General features: G+C 66.5%; 16 protein-coding genes and 2 pseudogenes. 1 reads left to right on the plus strand and 17 read right to left on the minus strand.

Annotated elements, in window-relative coordinates; translation table 11 throughout:
• Nucleotides 1-6: 6 nt before the first annotated feature.
• The 17 genes and pseudogenes from AC5WJ1_RS20395 to AC5WJ1_RS20475 all read right to left on the minus strand — a co-directional run.
• Nucleotides 7-693 (minus strand): annotated as a pseudogene (locus AC5WJ1_RS20395) (methyl-accepting chemotaxis protein); the annotation flags it as partial.
• Complete coding sequence (dmpG, locus tag AC5WJ1_RS20400; protein ID WP_133094770.1) at nt 690-1754, minus strand: 4-hydroxy-2-oxovalerate aldolase; 1065 nt, start codon at nt 1752-1754, stop codon at nt 690-692. The pseudogene AC5WJ1_RS20395 and the gene dmpG, both read right to left, overlap by 4 nt.
• A gap of 30 nt (nt 1755-1784) precedes the next feature.
• Entirely contained in the window at nt 1785-2729 is a 945-nt protein-coding gene (locus tag AC5WJ1_RS20405; RefSeq protein WP_133094769.1) for an acetaldehyde dehydrogenase (acetylating), read from the minus strand.
• Nucleotides 2730-2770: 41 nt separating this feature from the next.
• Nucleotides 2771-3031, minus strand: coding sequence for a 2-hydroxymuconate tautomerase (thmT, locus tag AC5WJ1_RS20410; RefSeq protein WP_368671140.1), 261 nt, complete (start codon nt 3029-3031; stop codon nt 2771-2773).
• Nucleotides 3000-3788, minus strand: coding sequence for a 2-oxo-3-hexenedioate decarboxylase (gene dmpH, locus AC5WJ1_RS20415; protein ID WP_133094767.1), 789 nt, complete (start codon nt 3786-3788; stop codon nt 3000-3002). The genes thmT and dmpH overlap by 32 nt, the downstream gene beginning before the upstream one ends.
• A gap of 30 nt (nt 3789-3818) precedes the next feature.
• The gene (gene dmpE, locus AC5WJ1_RS20420; protein ID WP_135703553.1) at nt 3819-4601 is read right to left on the minus strand and encodes a 2-oxopent-4-enoate hydratase; all 783 of its coding nucleotides are present in this window, start codon (nt 4599-4601) and stop codon (nt 3819-3821) included.
• A gap of 8 nt (nt 4602-4609) precedes the next feature.
• Nucleotides 4610-6064 (minus strand): 2-hydroxymuconic semialdehyde dehydrogenase, encoded by a 1455-nt coding sequence (locus tag AC5WJ1_RS20425; RefSeq protein ID WP_135703552.1) that lies wholly within the window; start codon nt 6062-6064, stop codon nt 4610-4612.
• 118 nt (nt 6065-6182) lie between these two features.
• On the minus strand, nt 6183-7118 hold the full coding sequence (locus tag AC5WJ1_RS20430) for a catechol 2,3-dioxygenase (RefSeq protein ID WP_133094764.1): 936 nt from the start codon (nt 7116-7118) through the stop codon (nt 6183-6185).
• A 33-nt stretch (nt 7119-7151) separates the two neighbouring features.
• Complete coding sequence (locus AC5WJ1_RS20435) at nt 7152-7475, minus strand: 2Fe-2S iron-sulfur cluster binding domain-containing protein (RefSeq protein ID WP_133094763.1); 324 nt, start codon at nt 7473-7475, stop codon at nt 7152-7154.
• A gap of 16 nt (nt 7476-7491) precedes the next feature.
• Nucleotides 7492-8559, minus strand: coding sequence for an NADH:ubiquinone reductase (Na(+)-transporting) subunit F (locus tag AC5WJ1_RS20440; protein ID WP_133094762.1), 1068 nt, complete (start codon nt 8557-8559; stop codon nt 7492-7494).
• 28 nt (nt 8560-8587) lie between these two features.
• A complete protein-coding gene (locus AC5WJ1_RS20445) occupies nt 8588-8947 on the minus strand; it encodes a phenol hydroxylase subunit P4 (RefSeq protein ID WP_133094761.1) in 360 nt (119 codons plus the stop codon).
• A 28-nt stretch (nt 8948-8975) separates the two neighbouring features.
• Nucleotides 8976-10487, minus strand: coding sequence for an aromatic/alkene/methane monooxygenase hydroxylase/oxygenase subunit alpha (locus AC5WJ1_RS20450; protein ID WP_494476931.1), 1512 nt, complete (start codon nt 10485-10487; stop codon nt 8976-8978).
• Between the two features lie 31 nt (nt 10488-10518).
• Complete coding sequence (locus tag AC5WJ1_RS20455; RefSeq protein WP_133094759.1) at nt 10519-10797, minus strand: MmoB/DmpM family protein; 279 nt, start codon at nt 10795-10797, stop codon at nt 10519-10521.
• 21 nt (nt 10798-10818) lie between these two features.
• Nucleotides 10819-11814: an aromatic/alkene monooxygenase hydroxylase subunit beta gene (locus AC5WJ1_RS20460; protein WP_133094758.1), complete on the minus strand. Its 996-nt coding sequence runs from the start codon at nt 11812-11814 to the stop codon at nt 10819-10821.
• A 53-nt stretch (nt 11815-11867) separates the two neighbouring features.
• Complete coding sequence (locus AC5WJ1_RS20465; protein ID WP_133094757.1) at nt 11868-12089, minus strand: phenol hydroxylase subunit; 222 nt, start codon at nt 12087-12089, stop codon at nt 11868-11870.
• Nucleotides 12090-13346: 1257 nt separating this feature from the next.
• Complete coding sequence (poxR, locus tag AC5WJ1_RS20470; protein ID WP_135703550.1) at nt 13347-15050, minus strand: phenol degradation transcriptional regulator PoxR; 1704 nt, start codon at nt 15048-15050, stop codon at nt 13347-13349.
• Nucleotides 15051-15257: 207 nt separating this feature from the next.
• Entirely contained in the window at nt 15258-17381 is a 2124-nt protein-coding gene (locus AC5WJ1_RS20475) for a catalase (protein WP_135703549.1), read from the minus strand.
• Between the two features lie 272 nt (nt 17382-17653).
• Between AC5WJ1_RS20475 and AC5WJ1_RS20480 the strand changes: the two are divergent.
• Nucleotides 17654-17884 (plus strand): annotated as a pseudogene (locus AC5WJ1_RS20480) (glyoxalase superfamily protein); the annotation flags it as partial.
• Nucleotides 17885-17901: the final 17 nt, after the last annotated feature.

Below are 17901 nucleotides of genomic sequence, written 5' to 3' on the forward strand. Positions count from 1 at the left end.
GCAGCGCTATGCCGTCGCCAGCGAGCCTGCCTGACGGCGCGCCGCGACTGCCGCACCCGGCACCGCACGCCCGCCACCCTCACCCGGCAGCCGGAAGAACGACACCACCTCGTTCAGCTCGCGGCCCTGCTCTTCCAGCACGCGCGATGCCATGGCGGCCTCGTTCACCAATGACGCGTTCTGCTGGGTCACCTGGTCGATCTGCACGATGGCCTGGTTGACCTGCTCGATGCCGCGGCTCTGCCCGGCCGACGCCGTGGCGATGTCTTCCACGATACCGGTCACGCGCCCCACTGCCTGCGACGAGCCGTCCTGCACCTGGCGGCCCGAAGCCTCGATCAGCTCCTTGACTTCCCTGGCCGCGCTCGACGACCGCTGTGCCAGCCCGCGCACCTCGCTGGCCACCACCGCGAAGCCGCGCCCCTGCTCGCCCGCGCGCGCCGCCTCGACCGCGGCGTTGAGCGCCAGGATATTGGTCTGGAAAGCAATGCCTTCGATGATGCCGGTGATCTCGGCAATCTTGGCCGAGCTGGCGCTGATGTCCTGCATGGTGCCGACCACGCGCTGCACGGTGGTGCTGCCGCGCAATGCCACCTCGGCGGCATTGCCGGCGGCGATCTCGCTGGTCGACAGCGCGATATTGGCGCTGCTCGCGCGCACCTGCGTGACGGTGGCGGTCGCGCCGTCCCTCAGGCAGACACCTCCCCCGGCTGCCGCTGCCCCTGTCGCCGCGCCAGCAGGTCCAGCGCCACGTCGACGATCATGTCTTCCTGCCCGCCCACCATGCGGCGGCGGCCCAGCTCGACCAGGATGTCGACCGTACCCAGCCCATAGCGTGCCGCCGCCGCTTCGGCATGGCGCAGGAAGCTGGAATACACGCCCGCATAGCCCAGCGCCAGCGTCTCGCGGTCGACCCGCACCGGGCGGTCCTGCAGCGGCCGCACGATATCGTCGGCGGCATCCATCAGCGTGTACAGGTCGCAGCCGTGGTCCCAGCCCAGCCGCTCGGCGGCAGCGATGAACACTTCCAGCGGCGCGTTGCCCGCGCCGGCACCCATGCCTGCCAGGCTGGCGTCGATGCGGTCGCATCCCTCTTCCACGGCGACGATGGAGTTGGCCACGCCCAGGCTCAGGTTGTGGTGCGCATGCATGCCGGTCAGCGTTTCGGGCTTCAGCACGTCCTTGAACGCGCGGAAGCGCTCGCGCACGTCCTGCATGCCGAGCGCGCCGCCCGAATCGACCACATACACGCATTGCGCGCCGTAGCTTTCCATCAGCTTTGCCTGCTGCGCCAGCGCCGCCGGCGTGGTCATGTGGCTCATCATCAGGAAGCCCACGGTGTCCATGCCGAGTTCGCGCGCCGACTCGATATGCTGGCGCGAGACATCGGCCTCGGTGCAGTGCGTGGCCACGCGTACCACGCGCGCGCCGGCGTCATAGGCGGCGCGCAGGTCGTGCACGGTGCCGACGCCAGGCAGCAGGAGCGTCGCCACGCGCGCATGGCGCACGGTCTCCGCCACAGCGGCGATCCATTCCAGGTCGGTATGCGCGCCGAAGCCGTAGTTGAAGCTGGAGCCCGACAGGCCATCGCCGTGGGCCACTTCGATCGAATCGACCCGGGCCGCGTCGAGCGCCGCGGCGATGCGGCGCACCTGGTCCAGGCTGTACTGGTGGCGGATGGCGTGGCTGCCGTCGCGCAGCGTCACGTCGGAGATGTAGAGCTTCTTGTTGGGCGTGTTGGACGGTAAGGTCATGTTCGTCTCCCTGCGGTGATGGGGCCGCGCTCAGGCGGACAGCCGGGTCGCGGCCAGGCGCTCGGCGCAGGCCAGCGCGGCGCTGGTCATGATGTCGAGATTGCCGGCATAGGCCGGCAGGTAGTGCGCGGCGCCCTCCACCTCGAGGAAGATCGAGGTCTTGAGGCCGCTCATCGGTCCCAGCCCCGGGATGTTCAGCGGCGCCGAGGGGTCGATGCGCTCGAACTGCACGCGCTGCTTGAGCCGGTAGCCCGGCACGTAGGCCTGCACCGCCTGCGCCATCGCTTCGATGCTCGCCTCGATCGCCGCCGTGTCGGCATCCTCCGACAAGGTGAAGACGGTGTCGCGCATCATCAGCGGCGGCTCGGCCGGGTTCAGCACGATGATGGCCTTGCCGCGCGCCGCGCCGCCCACCGAGCACAGCGCCTGGCTGGTGGTCTCGGTGAATTCGTCGATATTGGCGCGCGTGCCCGGCCCCGCCGACTTGCTGGAGATCGACGCGACGATCTCGGCGTAATGCACCTTCGCCACGCGCGACACCGCCGCCACCATCGGGATGGTGGCCTGGCCACCGCACGTGACCATGTTGATATTGGGCGCCGCCAGGTGCTGGTCGAGGTTGACCACCGGCACCACGTGCGGCCCGATCGACGCCGGCGTCAGGTCGATCACGCGCACGCCGTGCTGCTGCAGCACGCGGTTGTGGTGCGCGTGCGCGCCGGCCGAGGTGGCATCGAAGGCGATGCGGATCTCGCCAAAGCCGGGCATGGCGACCAGCCCGTCGATCCCTTCCGCGGTGGTCGGCACGCCCAGCCGCGCGGCGCGGGCGAGCCCGTCCGACGCCGCGTCGATGCCCACCATGGCGCCCATCTCCAGGTGCTGCGATTGCCGCATCACCTTGATCATCAGGTCGGTGCCGATATTGCCCGAACCGATGATGGCCACCTTGTGCCGGGCGTTTGCTTTCATGTCCATGTCGCTGTCTCTCCGTTGTCTTCCCTGTCTCTGCGCAGTGCTCAGCGCCCCAGCGCCTTGGCGGTCGTGCCGCCTATGCCGAACTGCGTCTTCGGCACCTCGGTGATCATCACGCGCACGGTTTCCACCGGCGCGCCCACCGCTTCCACCGCGGCATCGGTCAGCGCGCGGATCAGGCGCGCCTTCTGTTCGTCGGTACGGCCTTCGATCAGGAAGACCTGCATGATCGGCATGGTGTGTCTCCTTTTTCCAAACGTTCGCGGCGCGGGTTCAGGTGAAGCGCATCGAGACCGTGCCGAGATGCTGGTAGCGCACGGTGATGCTGTCGCCCGCGGCGACCGCGATGGCCTCGGTCACGCCGCCGGTCATGATGAAGGTCCCTGCAGGCAGCTCGCGGCCGCGCGCGCCCAGCATGTTGGCCAGCATGGCAACGCTGTTGGCGGGATGGCCCAGCACCGCGGCGCCGGCGGCGGTGGCGACCACCTCGCCGTTCTTCTCCAGCACCACGCCGAGGGTCTTCAGGTCGAGCCCGTCGGCGCCGCGGTGGCTGCCGCCGACCACGAAGCGCGCGGACGAGGTGTTGTCGGCAATCACGCTCTTGAGGTCGAAGCGGAAGTTCTCGTAGCGCGAATCGATCACCTCCACCGCCGGCACCACGAAGTCGGTCGCCGCCAGCACGTCGCCGATATGGCAGCCGGGGCCTTTCAGCGGCGCCTTGAGCACGAAGGCGATCTCGGCCTCGACCTTGGGGTGGATCAGCGACGACGTATCGATGGCGGCGCCGTCCATGCAGGCGCCGTAGTCGGTGAGGAAGCCGTAGACCGGATCGCTCACGCCCATCTGGCGCATCTTGGCGAACGAGGTCAGGCCCATCTTGAGGCCGGCGATGCGGGTGCCCCGCGCCAACTTGCGCGCGCGAATCGCGTCCTGGATGGCGTAGGCGTCGTCCCAGTCCATCTCCGGATGCGCGTCGGTGATCTTCGGCACCGCTTCCCGGTGCAGCTCGGCGTTTTCCAGATGCTCGGCCAGCCGGGCGATGGTGTCTTGCGTGAGGTTCATGGCTTTGTCCTGCTGAAGGGATGGAAGGGGTCAGACGAAGCGCACGCCGGCCGAGCCGATGCCACCCAGGCTGATGCGCAGCTGGTCGCCGGCGGCGACCGGCACCATCGCCGCCAGCGAGCCCGACAGGATCACCTCGCCGCGCTTCAGGCCAAGCCCCAGCCGGCCGAGCGTGTTGGCCAGCCACGCCACCGCATTGGCGGGGTGCCCGAGCGCGGCCGCGCCGGCGCCGGTGGCGACGATCTCGCCGTTCTTCTCCAGCGTCATGCCGACCGTGCCGAGGTCGAGCCGGCGCGGATCGACCGCCGCATCGCCCAGCACGAACACGCCGGAGGAGGCGTTGTCGGCGACGGTGTCCTGGATGCGGATCTTCCAGTCGCGGATGCGCGAGTCGACGATCTCGAAGCACGGCAGCACGTAGGCAGTGGCGCGCAGCACATCGGCATTGGTCACGCCGGGTCCTTCAAGGTCGTCCTTCAACACGAAGGCGATCTCGCCTTCGGCCTTGGGCGCGATCAGGGAATCGGCGGCAATGGCGGCGCCGTCGGCATACACCACGCCCGACAGCAGGTGGCCGAAGTCGGGCTGGCGCACGTCCAGCATGTCCATCACCACGCGGCTGGTCACGCCGATCTTCTTGCCGACCACGCGCTCGCCGGCATCTAGCCGGTGCTGCACCATGGCGAGCTGGATGCGGTAGGCGTCGTCGAGGGTGAGCTCGGGCCAGGTTTCGGTCAGCGGCGCCAGCGGGCGGCGGCTCGCCAGCGCCTGGTGCAGGCTGGCGCCAAGTTCGCGGATTTTTTCGCTTTGCATGTGGTGGCTCACAGTTTGACGCAGACGTTGCGCAGCTCGGTGTAGAACTCGAGCGAATGGACGCCGCCTTCGCGGCCGATGCCGGATTGCTTCGCGCCGCCGAACGCGGTGCGCAGGTCGCGCAGGAACCACGCGTTGATCCAGCAAATGCCGACTTCCAGCGCGCTGCCCATGCGGTGCGCGGTGCCGAGGTCGCCGGTCCACACGGTGGCCGCGAGACCATACGGCGTGGCGTTGGCCAGCGCGATGACTTCCTCTTCGGTGTCGAACGGGGCGATATGGCAGCACGGTCCGAAGATCTCCTCGCGAATCACCGCGGCGCTTTCCGGCAGGCCGGTCCAGATGGTCGGCTGCACCCAGGCGCCTTCGGCGAGCTTGCCCTGCATCTGCGGCACGCCTCCGCCGGTTATCACCGTGGCGCCTTCCTCGGCGGCCTTGCGGTAGTAGGACAGCACCTTGTCGCGGTGCTCATGCGAGACCAGCGGCCCCATGTTGACGCCGGTTTCCGTCGGTGCGCCGAGCTTCAGCCCTTCAGCCCTGGCCTTGAGCGCGGCGACGAAGCGCTCGAAGATCGGGCGCTGCACGTAGACGCGCTCGGTGCCCAGGCAGACCTGGCCGCTGTTCTCGAATGCCGAGCGGGTGATGCCGGCGACCGCCTTGTCGAAATCGGCATCGGCGAAGACGATGCCCGCGTTCTTGCCGCCCAGTTCAAACGACACCGGACGCACGCCGCTGGCGGCGGCCTTCATGATCGCTTCGCCGGTGCGCGTTTCGCCGGTGAAGGTGATGCCGTTGACTTGCGGATGCGCCGTCAGGAAGGCGCCAGCGGAATCCGGGCCAAAGCCGTGGACCACGTTGTAGACGCCCGGCGGCACGCCGGCCTCGTTCATAACCTCGCCCAGCAGCGTGGCGGTGGCGGGGGTTTCCTCGGACGGCTTGACCACCACGGTATTGCCGCAGGCCAGCGCGGGGCCGACCTTCCACGTCATCAGCAGCAACGGCAGGTTCCATGGGCAGACCACGCCGATCACGCCGCGCGGGCTGCGCACCGCATAGTTGATGGCCTTGCCGCCATCCGGTGTATCCATGGCGAAGCTTTCGGTGGGCACGTTGCGGATCAGGTCGGCGAAGACCTTGAAGTTGGCCGCGCCGCGGGGGATGTCGATATGGCTCGCGAGCGCATAGGGCTTGCCGGTATCGGCAATCTCGGCCTGCACGAATTCCTCGAAGCGGCGGTTGATGCCGTCGGCGACGGCGTGCAGCAGTTCGACGCGCTGCGCTACGGTCATGCGGCCCCAGGGACCATGCAGCGCATTGCGCGCGGCCTGCACGGCGGCGTCGACTTCGGCCTGGCCGGCTTCGTGGACATGGCCGATCACGGTGTTGTCGGCGGGGTTGCGGTTGGGGAACGTGCGGGTAGTGCCGACCCACTCGCCGTTGATGAAGTTCTTGAAGTCTTTCATGTTGGTTCTCTGTGTTGGGCGACGTATCCACTACGGCTTTCCCGCTCACCGATTGGTTGCTCCCTCTCCCGCAAGCGGGAGAGGGAGCAAACCAGCTGCGGGCTGGCGCAATGCGTTCTCAAGTCAGCACATTCAAAAACGCCTCGTTCAGCTTGCGGTCGTGATAGAAAATCGCCTTGCCCAGCTCGTTGTCCGTCCACGTGATCGTCGGCTTGTCCGGATAGTGGATATAGCCACCGGAAAACACCTCGTTCCGGTTTCCCGAAGGATCGAAGAAGTAGATCGTCGCCCCGCGCGTGATCCCATGCCGCGTCGGCCCGATATCCAGCGACACGTCCTTCTTGGAAATAATGTCCGCCGCCTTCAGCACCTCGCTCCAGTTGTCGAGCAGGAACGACGCATGGTGGAAGCGGTTCTTCTCCGGGTGCCGGATGAAGGCCACGTCATGCGCCTTGTTCGAGCATGTCAGGAAGGCACCGATCAGCACCTCGCCGTCCGGCCCGGCCACCACCTGCTCCGCCAGCGAGAACCCCAGCACATCGCGGAACAGCTTCACCGTGCCGTCGACATCGTCGCCATACAGCAGGCAGTGGTCGAAGCGGCTGGGCGCCATGCCGCGCAGGTCGTCCGGCCAGGGATCCGGGTTGAGGTCTCCGGTCTTGCAGCCGGGCTTGTCCTTGTCCGCGAACAGCTCCATCGCATGGCCGGTGGGAATCGTGAAGCGGAAGCGCACGCCGGTGTGCGGATGCTCGCCCGCGGCGATCCACTGGCATTCGGTGGCCAGCCCCGACTGCTCCACCTCCTGCGCCAGCCGCTCCAGCGTGCGGCCGCTGTCGACGCGAAAACCCATGTAGTCCATGCCCGGGCTGTCGGACTCGCGCAGCACCACGCTGTGGTGGTCGTGCTCGTCCCACGCCTTCAGGAACACGCGGCCGTGCTCGTCGCGGGCGGTTTCGATCAGGCCGAGGACCTCGGTGTAGTGCTTTACCGCCGGTTCCAGCTCCAGCACGCGCAGGGCCACATGCCCCGGGCGCAATACGCCAGTCAATGCCATGTCTGTCTCCTTGTGTGTGTCTTCACTGCTTGGTCATGCGTGATTGCTTTTGCCGGCATGCCGCTCCAGGCAGCGCTGCAGCAGCGCCACCGGGCGCAGCCGGATATCGCTGTCGGGATAGGTCTTGCAGGCGAGCACCAGTCCGTCGCGCTGCTCCGACTCGGACAGGCAGGTGCGGCTCATCTTGCCCACGTGGTAGTGCCCGGCCTCAATACGCACCTTGCACACACCGCAGCCGCCACCGCGGCAGCCGGCGGGAATGCCACGCTGGCCCAGCACTTCCATGGCCCGCAACAGGTTCTGCTCCGGCGCGCATGCGTAGCGCTGGCCGCTGCCGGCGATTTCGACGGTATGCATGCATGGCCCTCCCCGATCAGATCTTGAACAGCGGGCTGCGCGCGCTGTTCTGCGCATCGCCCGCGGACAGGAACTTCTCTGTGTGGATATCCGCCTCGAACAGGCGTCCCTGCATCAACGTGCGGATGCAGGCCTCGATCATCGGCGGCGGCCCGCACAGGTAAGCCTTGTGGCCGCGGAAGTCGGCGCTGCCGTCCTTTGCGTAGAGCTGGTGCAGCACGTCATGCACGTAGCCGCGCGCGCCGTCCCAGCCGCTGCCGGCGGGCTCGTCCGACAGCGCCGGCACGTAGCGGAAGTTTGCATGCGCCTGCGCCAGCGCGTGGAACTCGTCGTCGTAGTACAGCTCATCACGGTTGCGCGCGCCCTGCACCAGCGTGATCGGCAGCGTTTCGCCGGCGGCGAGCAGGTCGAGGATCATCGAGCGCGGGCTGGACAGGCCCGAGCCGCCGGCCAGGAACAGCATCGGCACCTGCGCCGACTTGCGCACGAAGAAGCGCCCGTACGGGGCCGAGAAACGCAGTTCGCTGCCTACGGCCAGCTGCTCGTGCAGCCATGTGGTGGCGGGCCCGCCGGGCACGCGGCGCACATGCAGCTCGACCAGTTCATCGCCGGGCTTGCTGGCAAGCGAGAAGGCACGGGGCTGGTCGCAGCCCGGCACCTGCAGGTTCAGGTACTGGCCGGCCTGGAACGCGGTGCGCTGGCCGTCCTTCGGCTTCAGCCAGATGCCGAGGATGGTCGGCGTCAGCGCGCGCGTGGCCACCACCTCGGCGCGGTAGTCGGCCAGCGGCAGGCCTTCGGCGTCGGCGTCTTCCTCGATATCGGCTTCGATCACGAGGTCTGACTGCGCGGTGGCGCAGCAGGCCAGGCACTGCCCGTTGTCGCGCTCGAAGTCCATCAGCGCGAAGCCGGAGGCATCGCCCTGGTCGACCTCGCCGTCGACCACCTGCACCTTGCAGGTGGCGCACAGGCCATGGCAGCAGGCATGCGGCAGCCACACGCCGTTGCGCAGGCAGGCATCGAGCACGGTCTGCCCCGGCGCGATGGGAATGGTCTGGCCGATCGGTTCAATGGTCAGCGAATACATCTCGGTCTCCTTGCTTGCCAACCGCGCATCAGCTGCCGCTGCCGCCGATGCCATCCAGCCCTGGTGTGCGGAAGCGGATCACGTCCTTGTGGCCCAGGCCGTTCTCTGCCAGCGTGCGGTCCAGGTCGGGCTGCCACGGCTGGCCGCCGCGCAGCCACTGCACCGCGCTCCAGTCGATGCGGGCGAAGTCCGGGTGATAGCCGTAGACGCCAGGAAGCACGTCCTGCACCACCGCGCGCAGCGGCATCGACGGCGCAAACGGGAAGCAGTGCGGCGCGCAGAACAGCAGGTGGCCGTCCCAGCCGATATAGAGCAGGCGGTTGCCGTGGAACGCGTCTTCGCGGTCGGCCGGCGCGAAGGTGTAGTCGCCGATGGATACGACGGGCATGGTTGTCTCCTTGTCTGTGATGCGTCGCTCAGGCGGCCGGCGCGATGCCCTTCCAGGCATTCCAGTTGCGCTGGTCCTGCGAGCCTTCGAAGTCGAGGTTGTCGGCGCCCTGATTGATGCGGTACCACTGCAGCACCTCAGGCAGCGTGGCGCCGCCGCAATTGCCCTGGTAGATCTGGTGCACCGGCAGCCAGGCCTGCGCGTACTTGCCCGGCTCGTCGTCGAAGATGTCCTTGCAGCCGTCGGAGCAGAAGTGGAACTTCATGCCGTGGTAGCTGCTTTCGCGGTAGCAGGTCTGGGTGGGGTCGTCCGCTTCGGAGAACACCATCGGGATCTGGCAGGTCTGGCACAGCATCGGCAGCGTGGCGTTGTAGAAGCGCCCGCCGGCCTGCTGCCGATCCTGCCAGTGGTCCAGGCGCGGCTTGTAGTAGCGCTCGAAGGTCTGGGGGTATTTCTCGACCAGCCACGCCATCTCGTCGGCCTTCGGGATCCAGGTGTGGAAGCCCGCCGCGGCCGCGTAGTTGTAGAAAGTGCCCCACGCCTCGTGCGTGATGCGGTCCTTGGTCCTGGTGGCGACCTCGTGGTACTTGGGCATGCGCAGCCCGTAGCGCTCCAGGTCCTTGAACAGCGCGCCGCCGGCCTGCTCGAAGTACATCTCCCACGCCTCGGCCCACGACATCACGCGCTTGGGCAGCATGTAGTCCATCATCATCCCGACCAGCGTCAGCAGGCGGAAGCCGCGCCAGAACCATTTGTCCAGCCACTTCTGCAAGATCGGGATGTTGCCGGGGTCCTGCTCGCACAGGAACTTGACCACCTCCAGCCCCAGCGTCATGTGGCGCGACTCGTCCGACTGCGCCGAGAAGCCGAAGGTCACGGTGGCCATGTCGCCGTTGTACGCCGCGCCCGACATGAACGGCATGAACAGCAGGTTGGTCAGCACGTATTCGAACGAGAACGAGATCGCGGTGATGAACTCGAACGGCCCCGCGCTCATTGCGTCTTCAAAGTAGGACTTGGGCACCGACAGGTACCAGACCCGGTCGTGCATATGGCGCCATTCGCCGAAGCCGTGGAAGTACTTGTTGTAGACCGACAGCGTATGCAGCTGGGTCTGCGCGTGGCGCAGTTCGTCGATCGACTGCATCTGCGCCGCCACTCGCGCGCCGGCGCCGCGAAAGTGCCGGCCCAGGTGGGCATAGCCGCGGTGCGCGGCATATTCAAGCGGCGTCACGCCGGTCAGGAACAGCCGCAGCGCGTTCAGGTAGCGCGGGTCGGATACGTTGAGGTGGCCGTTGTTCTGCACGAACGAGTCGATGATCGCGTACAGCTTGCGCTCCTTCTCCGACTGGTATTTCCAGTAGGCGTCCATGGTCATGCGGAACGGGTCTTCCCACTTGTCCCAGTCGTGGATCTTGATCCCTTCGTACTTGTCGAAAGGAAAGACCTGGTCCATCGGCTCGTAGGTCGTTTCCCAGGCGAGGTCGCGCGTCATCGAGGCGTACTTCTCGCGCAGGTTGAGCTTCTTGCGTGCGTCCATGATGTCTCCGTGTTGTCCTGTATGCGTGGGGTCAGGCGTTCCAGCGCAGCGTGAAGGCGTCTTCGTCTTCGTCGATGTTTCCGCACAGCGAGATCAGGTTGAGGTGGATCTCCTGCAGGTCCCAGTCGCGGCCGAGCTTGCCGGCGACCAGCTCGCGCACGATGGTCAGGTGGCCGGGGGCGTCGATCTTGACCATGGCCGGGAACTGCGAGACCACGGCGTGCGGGTTGGCTTCGGTGATGGCGTCGATGATGGGGCGGGTGTCGTCGTTGTTCTGCAGGGCGATGTAGACGTTGGCAGCGGTCGTCATGGCGGGTCTCCTTCTTTGCAGTCAGGCAGCAAGGCCGAGCTTGTTCAGGCGGACTTCAAACTGTTCGCGGCACAACGCCACCATCTGGGCACCGTCGGCTCCGGTCAGTGCGTTGGCAACTGGGACCAGCGCTTCGGCTACCTGCGCCGCGGCGGCGTGCGCCCAGCCGGACAGCAGCGCGCGGTTCGCGTCGGACTCCGCGGCGGCGGCCTGGATCACCGCATCGACCCAGCGCGCATGCTCGTCGCGCCAGTCATTCATGAACTCGGTCAGCACGGCGAGGCCGGTGCCGCAGGCGCGCACGATGACCGCGTCGGCGTGCTGGTAGACCAGCGGGTAGAGCAGCCCGTCGAGCACCAGGTTCTGCGCGACGAAGGTCTCGAACCAGTCATCGGTGACGAAGCTGTGTTCGACATAGCGGCGCAGCGGCTGCCACGCCGCGCCTTCCAGCCACGCCACTCTCGCGCGCTCCAGCGCCACGCCGGTATTGCCGTCGAGCAGCATGCCGATGCGCGACAGGTACTGCGCGATGCCGAGGCGATCCATCGCGCAGTAGGTGCAGGCCTGCGTGATCGCCGTGCCCCAGCCATAGTCGGCGCAATAGAAGTTGTTCATGTTCGCGCCCCACTCCACGTGGCGCAGCGGCAGCAGGCCCGTGGCCAGGCGCTCCTGCCATTCAGCCGGCAACGCCTGCAGCAGGCCGCGCTTCTCGACGAAGGCGAAGTTCTTCTCGGCGGCATCCTGCTGGCGGCCGCGCGTGGTCACGTAGGCGCCGTAGTAGTACTGGCGCGGATCCTTTAGCGCGTACCAGTCCTGCATCACGATGGCGGTGCGGCGCTTGTCGTACAGCTCGAAGCCGGGGTCCCAGGTGGGGCGGTAGTGGAAGTTGACCTCCGACTGCACGTCGTAGGTCGCCTCCTGGTAGCGCGACGCGGGCTTGTCGCCGAAGCGGCGCGCCACGTGGCCGTAGGTCTGGCGCAGCGGCTGGATCTGCTGGGTCTTGATATCGACTTGCATCGCTTGGTCTCCTGTGTCCCTCTCTTGTGGTGCGGTGGGTGGGGTTGGTTCTGTCAGGCTTCGTCTTGCTGCGGGGCTTCTGCCAGCGGCGGCAGGAAGCGCACGCGGTTGACGCAGCAGAAGGCTTCGAACATCGGCTCTGGCATGATCAGTTCGACGTTGAGGTCGGGGTCGGCCACGCTGAAGGCGAATTGCACGAAGCCTTCCGGAGTACGGCCTTCGACGCGGACGTAGCGCGGCGTGGCTTCGAACAAGGGGACCGATGGGGTGGTCATGGCAGGCTCCTTCGCAATGGCTTGGGGTGCGGGGGTTATTGCGAAGACTGTGCCAAGGGCTTGGAAGGCTGGTGGGATAAGGGATTGCGGGGGATGGGCGTGGCTTGCGTCGGCGTTAACCCGCAGGCGCTGGCGTTGTGGCGATCATTCGATTGATCAAGCTGGGGGGAGTGTTTGATCAAATGATCAAAAGCCGCTTGGGGTGGGCGATTGCGGGTAGCGGGGGTATTGGGCGTGTTTGCCTTGCGGCGCAGCAGCTAGTTACACGGTTGTGCCTTTAAGTTGCTGATGTGACAGGGGAAATGCAGTGAGGCAGTGCAGCATTGCGCTACCGCGGGAACTGACAGGATGGACTGGGGATGGATTAAATGGTGAAGCCAGGTTTTGCTGTGCCTGACGGCTCGGCATCTGGCGGATACTTGATGCGCCCGGTTCCGCCCTAAAGGGCGGGTAACTCTTTGTCCGAGCGACAAAGAGTCACCAGAAAGCGCATTACTGTCCTGGGCGGACGGCCACTCTTATCGTAGTGGGCTGGGGCTTTCGTACGGGGCTTGGCTTCGTTGCAGGGCAGGACTGCCTGACGCCCTGGTGCGCCACGGTGGCTGGGATTGATTCGATTTTTGAACGAGCCCAGAGCTGTTGGGTGGCCCCTGCTGCTGGCGGCGTGGTAGGAACGCCTGCGGCTGCGCTGCGCGCGGGTCCTAGTTGGTTTGCTGGGCTTGGCGATATGGCTATCGCTAATGAGAATCCGGGGCCCGGTCTGAGGGAATTGGCTGGATGCACTTCGTGGAGGCTCCGGCCCTCTCCCCCGGCCCCTCTCCCGCAAGCGGACGAGGGGAGCGAGCAATGGGTAGGGATGCGCCTGTGGGCTCATCGGCGATAGCGCCAAGCGAGCGCAGCGACGCGTTCGTGCCGGAGCTCCTGACCTGAGATGCTGCCGGCGCGCAGCGCAGCCGTAGGCGTCCCCGCGTTGACGCCAGCAGCAGGCGGCCACCCAACAGCTCTGGGCTCGTTCAACAATGGCGTCAATCCCGAGCCACGGTGGCGCGCCAAGGCGTCAGGCAGTCCTGCCCTGCAACGAAGCCAAGCCCCGTACGAAAGCCGTTGCCCACTACGATAAGAGTGGCCGCCCGCAGGGCAGTTAACGCGCTTTTGGTTACTTTTGCCGCTCGGGCAAAAGTGACTCGCCCCTTTAGGGGCGAAACCAGGGCATATCAAATAGCTACCAGATGCCGAGCCGAAGGGATTAAAGCAATTTCAATTCCCCCCTCTCCTAATCTTCCACCGATAAGCCAACTGCGGCCGCGTAATCCCCAACAACCGCGCCGCCTGACTCATATTCCCATCCGTCCGCTGCATCGCAGCCTCCATCAACACCGTCTCCACATCCCCCAGCGCCAGCTGCTGCTCCGACAACTGGTCAAGCAACGCATGCACAGCCGCCTCACGCAGTTCGGGCAGCGTCCCGCCAGCACCAAGGCGTGGTGCGGTATCCACCGGCGGCGCAGCGCTTGCCGGCAGGAACAAATGATCCGCACCAATCTGCCCCCCATTGCTTGCAAGAATCACTCCCCGCTCAATCACATTCTCCAGTTCCCGCACATTCCCCGGCCAGTCATAGCGCCGCAGCTCCGCCAGCGCCCGATCGGTAATGCCAAGGATGCGCTTCCCATGGCGCGCGCCATAGCGCGCCAGAAAGCGTTCCGCCAGCAAACGAATATCATCCAGCCGCTCCCGCAACGGCGGAATCGTCACCGGATACACATTGAGCCGGTAATACAGATCCTTGCGGAAGGTGCCTTCCCTGACCGCCTGCGCCAGGTCGACATTAGTCGCGGCCACCAGCCGCACATCGACCTTGCGCGATCCCGAGCCGCCCACGCGCTCGACCTCTCCCTCCTGCAGCACGCGCAGCAGCTTGGACTGCGCCGATGCCGACAACTCCCCCAGCTCGTCCAGGAACAGCGTGCCGCCGTGCGCGCGCTCGAAACGGCCGGGCCGCGACTGGTGCGCGCCGGTGAAGGCGCCCTTCTCCACGCCGAACAGCTCCGACTCGATCAGCTCGTCCGGGATCGCCGCGCAGTTGACCGCGACAAAAGGCTTGTCAGCGCGGCCACTGACGCTGTGCAGCGCCTGCGCAAAGCGCTCCTTGCCCACGCCGGTCTCGCCCAGCAGCAGCACCGTCACGTTGCTGGCCGCGGCGCGCTGCAGCAGGTTCCATGCGGCACGGAAGCCAGGCGAGCTGCCGACCAGGTCGGCCGGCGTCGCGCGCGTTTCTTGCAGCGCGCGCAGGTTCTCGACCTCGCTCTGCAGCGCCATGATGGTTTCGATCACGGGATCCGGCTGGTACAGCGCCAGCACCTGCTGCCCGTCTTCCCAGGCCTCGACCGGCTTGCCGACGATGCGGCAGTGCGCATGGCCGCAGGCAATGCACTCCACCTCGCGATAGAGGATGGTGCGGCCCATCAGCGCCGAAGTGTAGCCGGTGGCATAGCCGATCTGCATCCAGCAGGCGGGCTCGTCGACAATACCGAACAGTTGCCGGTGCACGTCGCCCTCGAACGAGTCTTCCCACAGGAATTCGCCGTCGTAGATGCCGGCGGCGATATCGATATCGACCTTGACCGGCGTGACGCGGACCACGCCCTCGATGGTATGCAGGCACGGCCCGATCTCGAGCTGGCCGAAATCGCTCTGGCCGGCGCGCAGCTTCTTCGCGACCTCGGCATCGCGCATGCCGGAATGGAAGCCCATGCGCATAAACAGGCCGCGCGCGCGCTCCATGCCCATGGTGTCGACCAGCTCCTTGCGCAGCGCGCCAAGCGCCGCGGTGTGGATCAGGATCATGCGCTGCTCGTCGAGCCAGATCGCGCCTTCCTCCATGGCAAAGCGCAGCCGGCGCGCAAGGTCGGCCAGCCCGGCGCGCATGGTCGCCGAGAACTTGTCGGTTGAACTGCTCATTGTCTCCCCTCTGTGGCGGCGGGTAACCCGCTCGCGTGTGCCGTTTCACCGGCATCGCTTGCACATTATGTGCCAAAGGCAGAGGGGGTTTCTAGTGGATTTCCCTTGGAGAAACGGCCGTGCTCAGGCCCGGCAAAGCACCGCGGGCGCTTACGGTGGGACGCCGGCCCGCCACGGCCGGCGCTATATTGCGGGCCGGTCCCGGCATTACGCCAGCATCCGCACCTGCGGCTCGCGGTCCCACTGCCGCGTCTTGGCGGCCGCGATAAAGCGCGCGGTATCGCCGGCCGGCACCACCCCGTTATCGGGCTTGAGGTTGGCCTGCGCCAGCAGCGCATCGCCGCCGGCATCGGCCGCGATGGCTTTCAGGTGCGCGTAGGCAAAGCAGACGAAGTCCAGCGCCGCGCTTTCCTGCGCCAGCTGCGCCGCGCCGTCGGCGGACAGCACCACCGCCACCGCGTCGAACATCACGGATGGGGTGCCGGCAAGCTGCCCGTCGGCGGCCAGCCTGGAGCCGTCGGCCATTACCGCGCCGCCCACCTTGGGCGCGACGATCCTGACCGTGGCGCCGGCGGTGGCCGCAGCCTGCCGGATCGCCTCGACGGTCGCGCCATCGGAGCCATCGGCAACCAGGATGCCAACCTCGCGCCCCTGCAGCGTGTCTTTCATGCGGTCGATGATCTGCAGCGCCGGTGACGGCGGCAGGTCCTGCACCGGTGCGGCGGTGGGCAGCGGATCGGGCACCCGGTCCAGCGCCAGGCCGTCGGCGACGCGCCGGCCCAGGCCTTCGTCGATATTGCGCAGGTGCGCCACCATGCGCTCGCGCACGTGCACATGCTCGACCTTGGACAGCTCGAACACCAGCGCCGAGGCGATATGCGCCTGTTCTGCGCGGTTCTGGCTGCGAAAGAACATGCGCGCCTGGCTGTAGTGGTCGGCAAAGCTCTCGGCGCGGATGCGGCCCTTGTCGCCCTGCTCGGGCACGCGCGCGTTCGGGAAGCCGAGGTCCGGCGCCTCGCGCGGCGATGCGTCGTCGAGCGAGCTGGGATCATAGGCCACGCGTCCGCGCGGCACCTCCATCTGCATCTTGCCGTCGCGCTGGTGGTGGGCGAACGGGCACTTGGGCGCGTTGACCGGGATCTGGTGGAAGTTCGGCGAGCCCAGCCGCAGCAGCTGCGTGTCAAGATAGGAGAACAGCCGCCCCTGCAGCAGCGGGTCGTTGGAGAAATCCACTCCCGGCACGATATTGGCCGGGCAGAAGGCCACCTGCTCGGTCTCGGCAAAGAAGTTGTCGGGCCAGCGGTCGAGCACCATGCGGCCGACGATCTTCAGCGGTACCGTCTCTTCCGGGATGATCTTGGTGGGATCGAGGTGGTCGAACGGAAATTTCGCCGCGTCGTCCTCGGTAAAGAGCTGCACGCCCAGTTCCCATTCAGGGAAGTTGCCCGACTGGATCGCGTTGAACAGGTCGCGGCGATGGAAGTCGGGATCGGCGCCGGCGATCTTGACCGCCTCGTCCCACACGGTCGACTGCAAGCCCAGCCTGGGCCGCCAGTGAAACTTGACGAAGGTGGAGTTGCCCTGCCCGTCGAGCAGCCGGAAGCTATGCACGCCAAAGCCTTCGATCATGCGCAGCGAGCGCGGGATGGTGCGGTCCGACATGATCCACATCACCATGTGCATCGACTCGGGCGTAAGCGAGATGAAATCCCAGAAGGTGTCGTGCGCGCTGGCCGATTGCGGGAAGCCCCGGTCCGGCTCCATCTTGACGGAGTGGACCACGTCCGGGAATTTCATCGCGTCCTGGATAAAGAACACCGGGATGTTGTTGCCGACCAGGTCCCAGTTGCCTTCCTTGGTATAGAACTTGACCGCGAAGCCGCGCACGTCGCGCGGCGTGTCGACCGAACCCGCACCGCCGGCCACGGTGGAAAAGCGGGTAAAGACCGGCGTTTTCTCGCCGACTTCGGTCAGCATCCTGGCGGTGGTGAAAGCCGCGAGCGACTCGGTCAGCTCGAAGTAGCCATGCGCGGCCGAGCCGCGTGCGTGGACGATCCGCTCCGGGATGCGCTCATGGTCGAAGTGTGTAATTTTTTCGCGCAGGATGAAATCTTCGAGCAAAGTCGGGCCGCGCGGATTTGCCCTGAGCGAGTTCTGGTTGTCCGGAATGGGAATGCCCTGCGCGGTGGTCAGCGGCGGATGGCTGCTGCCGGCAGTCTGGTGCAGTTCGCCGCCGGTGCCGCGCCGGGCGTCGCCGTAGCCCGCCGGCGTGCCTGCTGCCGCCTGGCCTGCAGCGTTGTTTGCCCTGGGCCTTGCCTGTTTGTCGGCCATATCGATCTCCTTGCGCTGGGTAGTTGGAGGACGGGAGGAATGGGAACCTTCGCGATCGGTGCTCGTATCGGCTGGATAGCCGATATCTATTGAGTGCTTTACGCCGATCACAAGACCATCCAACCGCCAGCAATTGCCGCGCCTGGCGATACAGAACGTCCGGTTGCAAGACCAAGGAGACCAAATGTGCTTCGCGTCAGGCTTCTGACTGGCAAAAAAAACCGGCTCGCAGGCAGCGATGCCTGCGTGCCGGCGTGTGGAAGGGCCTAATGCAGGTCAGGCGCTCCGGCCTGGCGCTGCATTTGAGCGAGCACTACGGCGACGCCACGCCGGGATCGACGGTGTTCGTGCCGATGCAGGACATCGATGCGCTGCAGCGCGAACTGGCGGCGAAGGACTATGCGTATGCGCGCCCCGGTATCGAGACGCTCGGCTGGGGAAGGCAATTGCAGGTAGCGGATCCGTTCGGCAACCGGTTGCGCTTCTGCGAGCAGCCGGAATAGGCGCGAGCCTTCGCTAC

It is taken from the genome of Cupriavidus sp. MEYA8 (assembly GCF_059278825.1).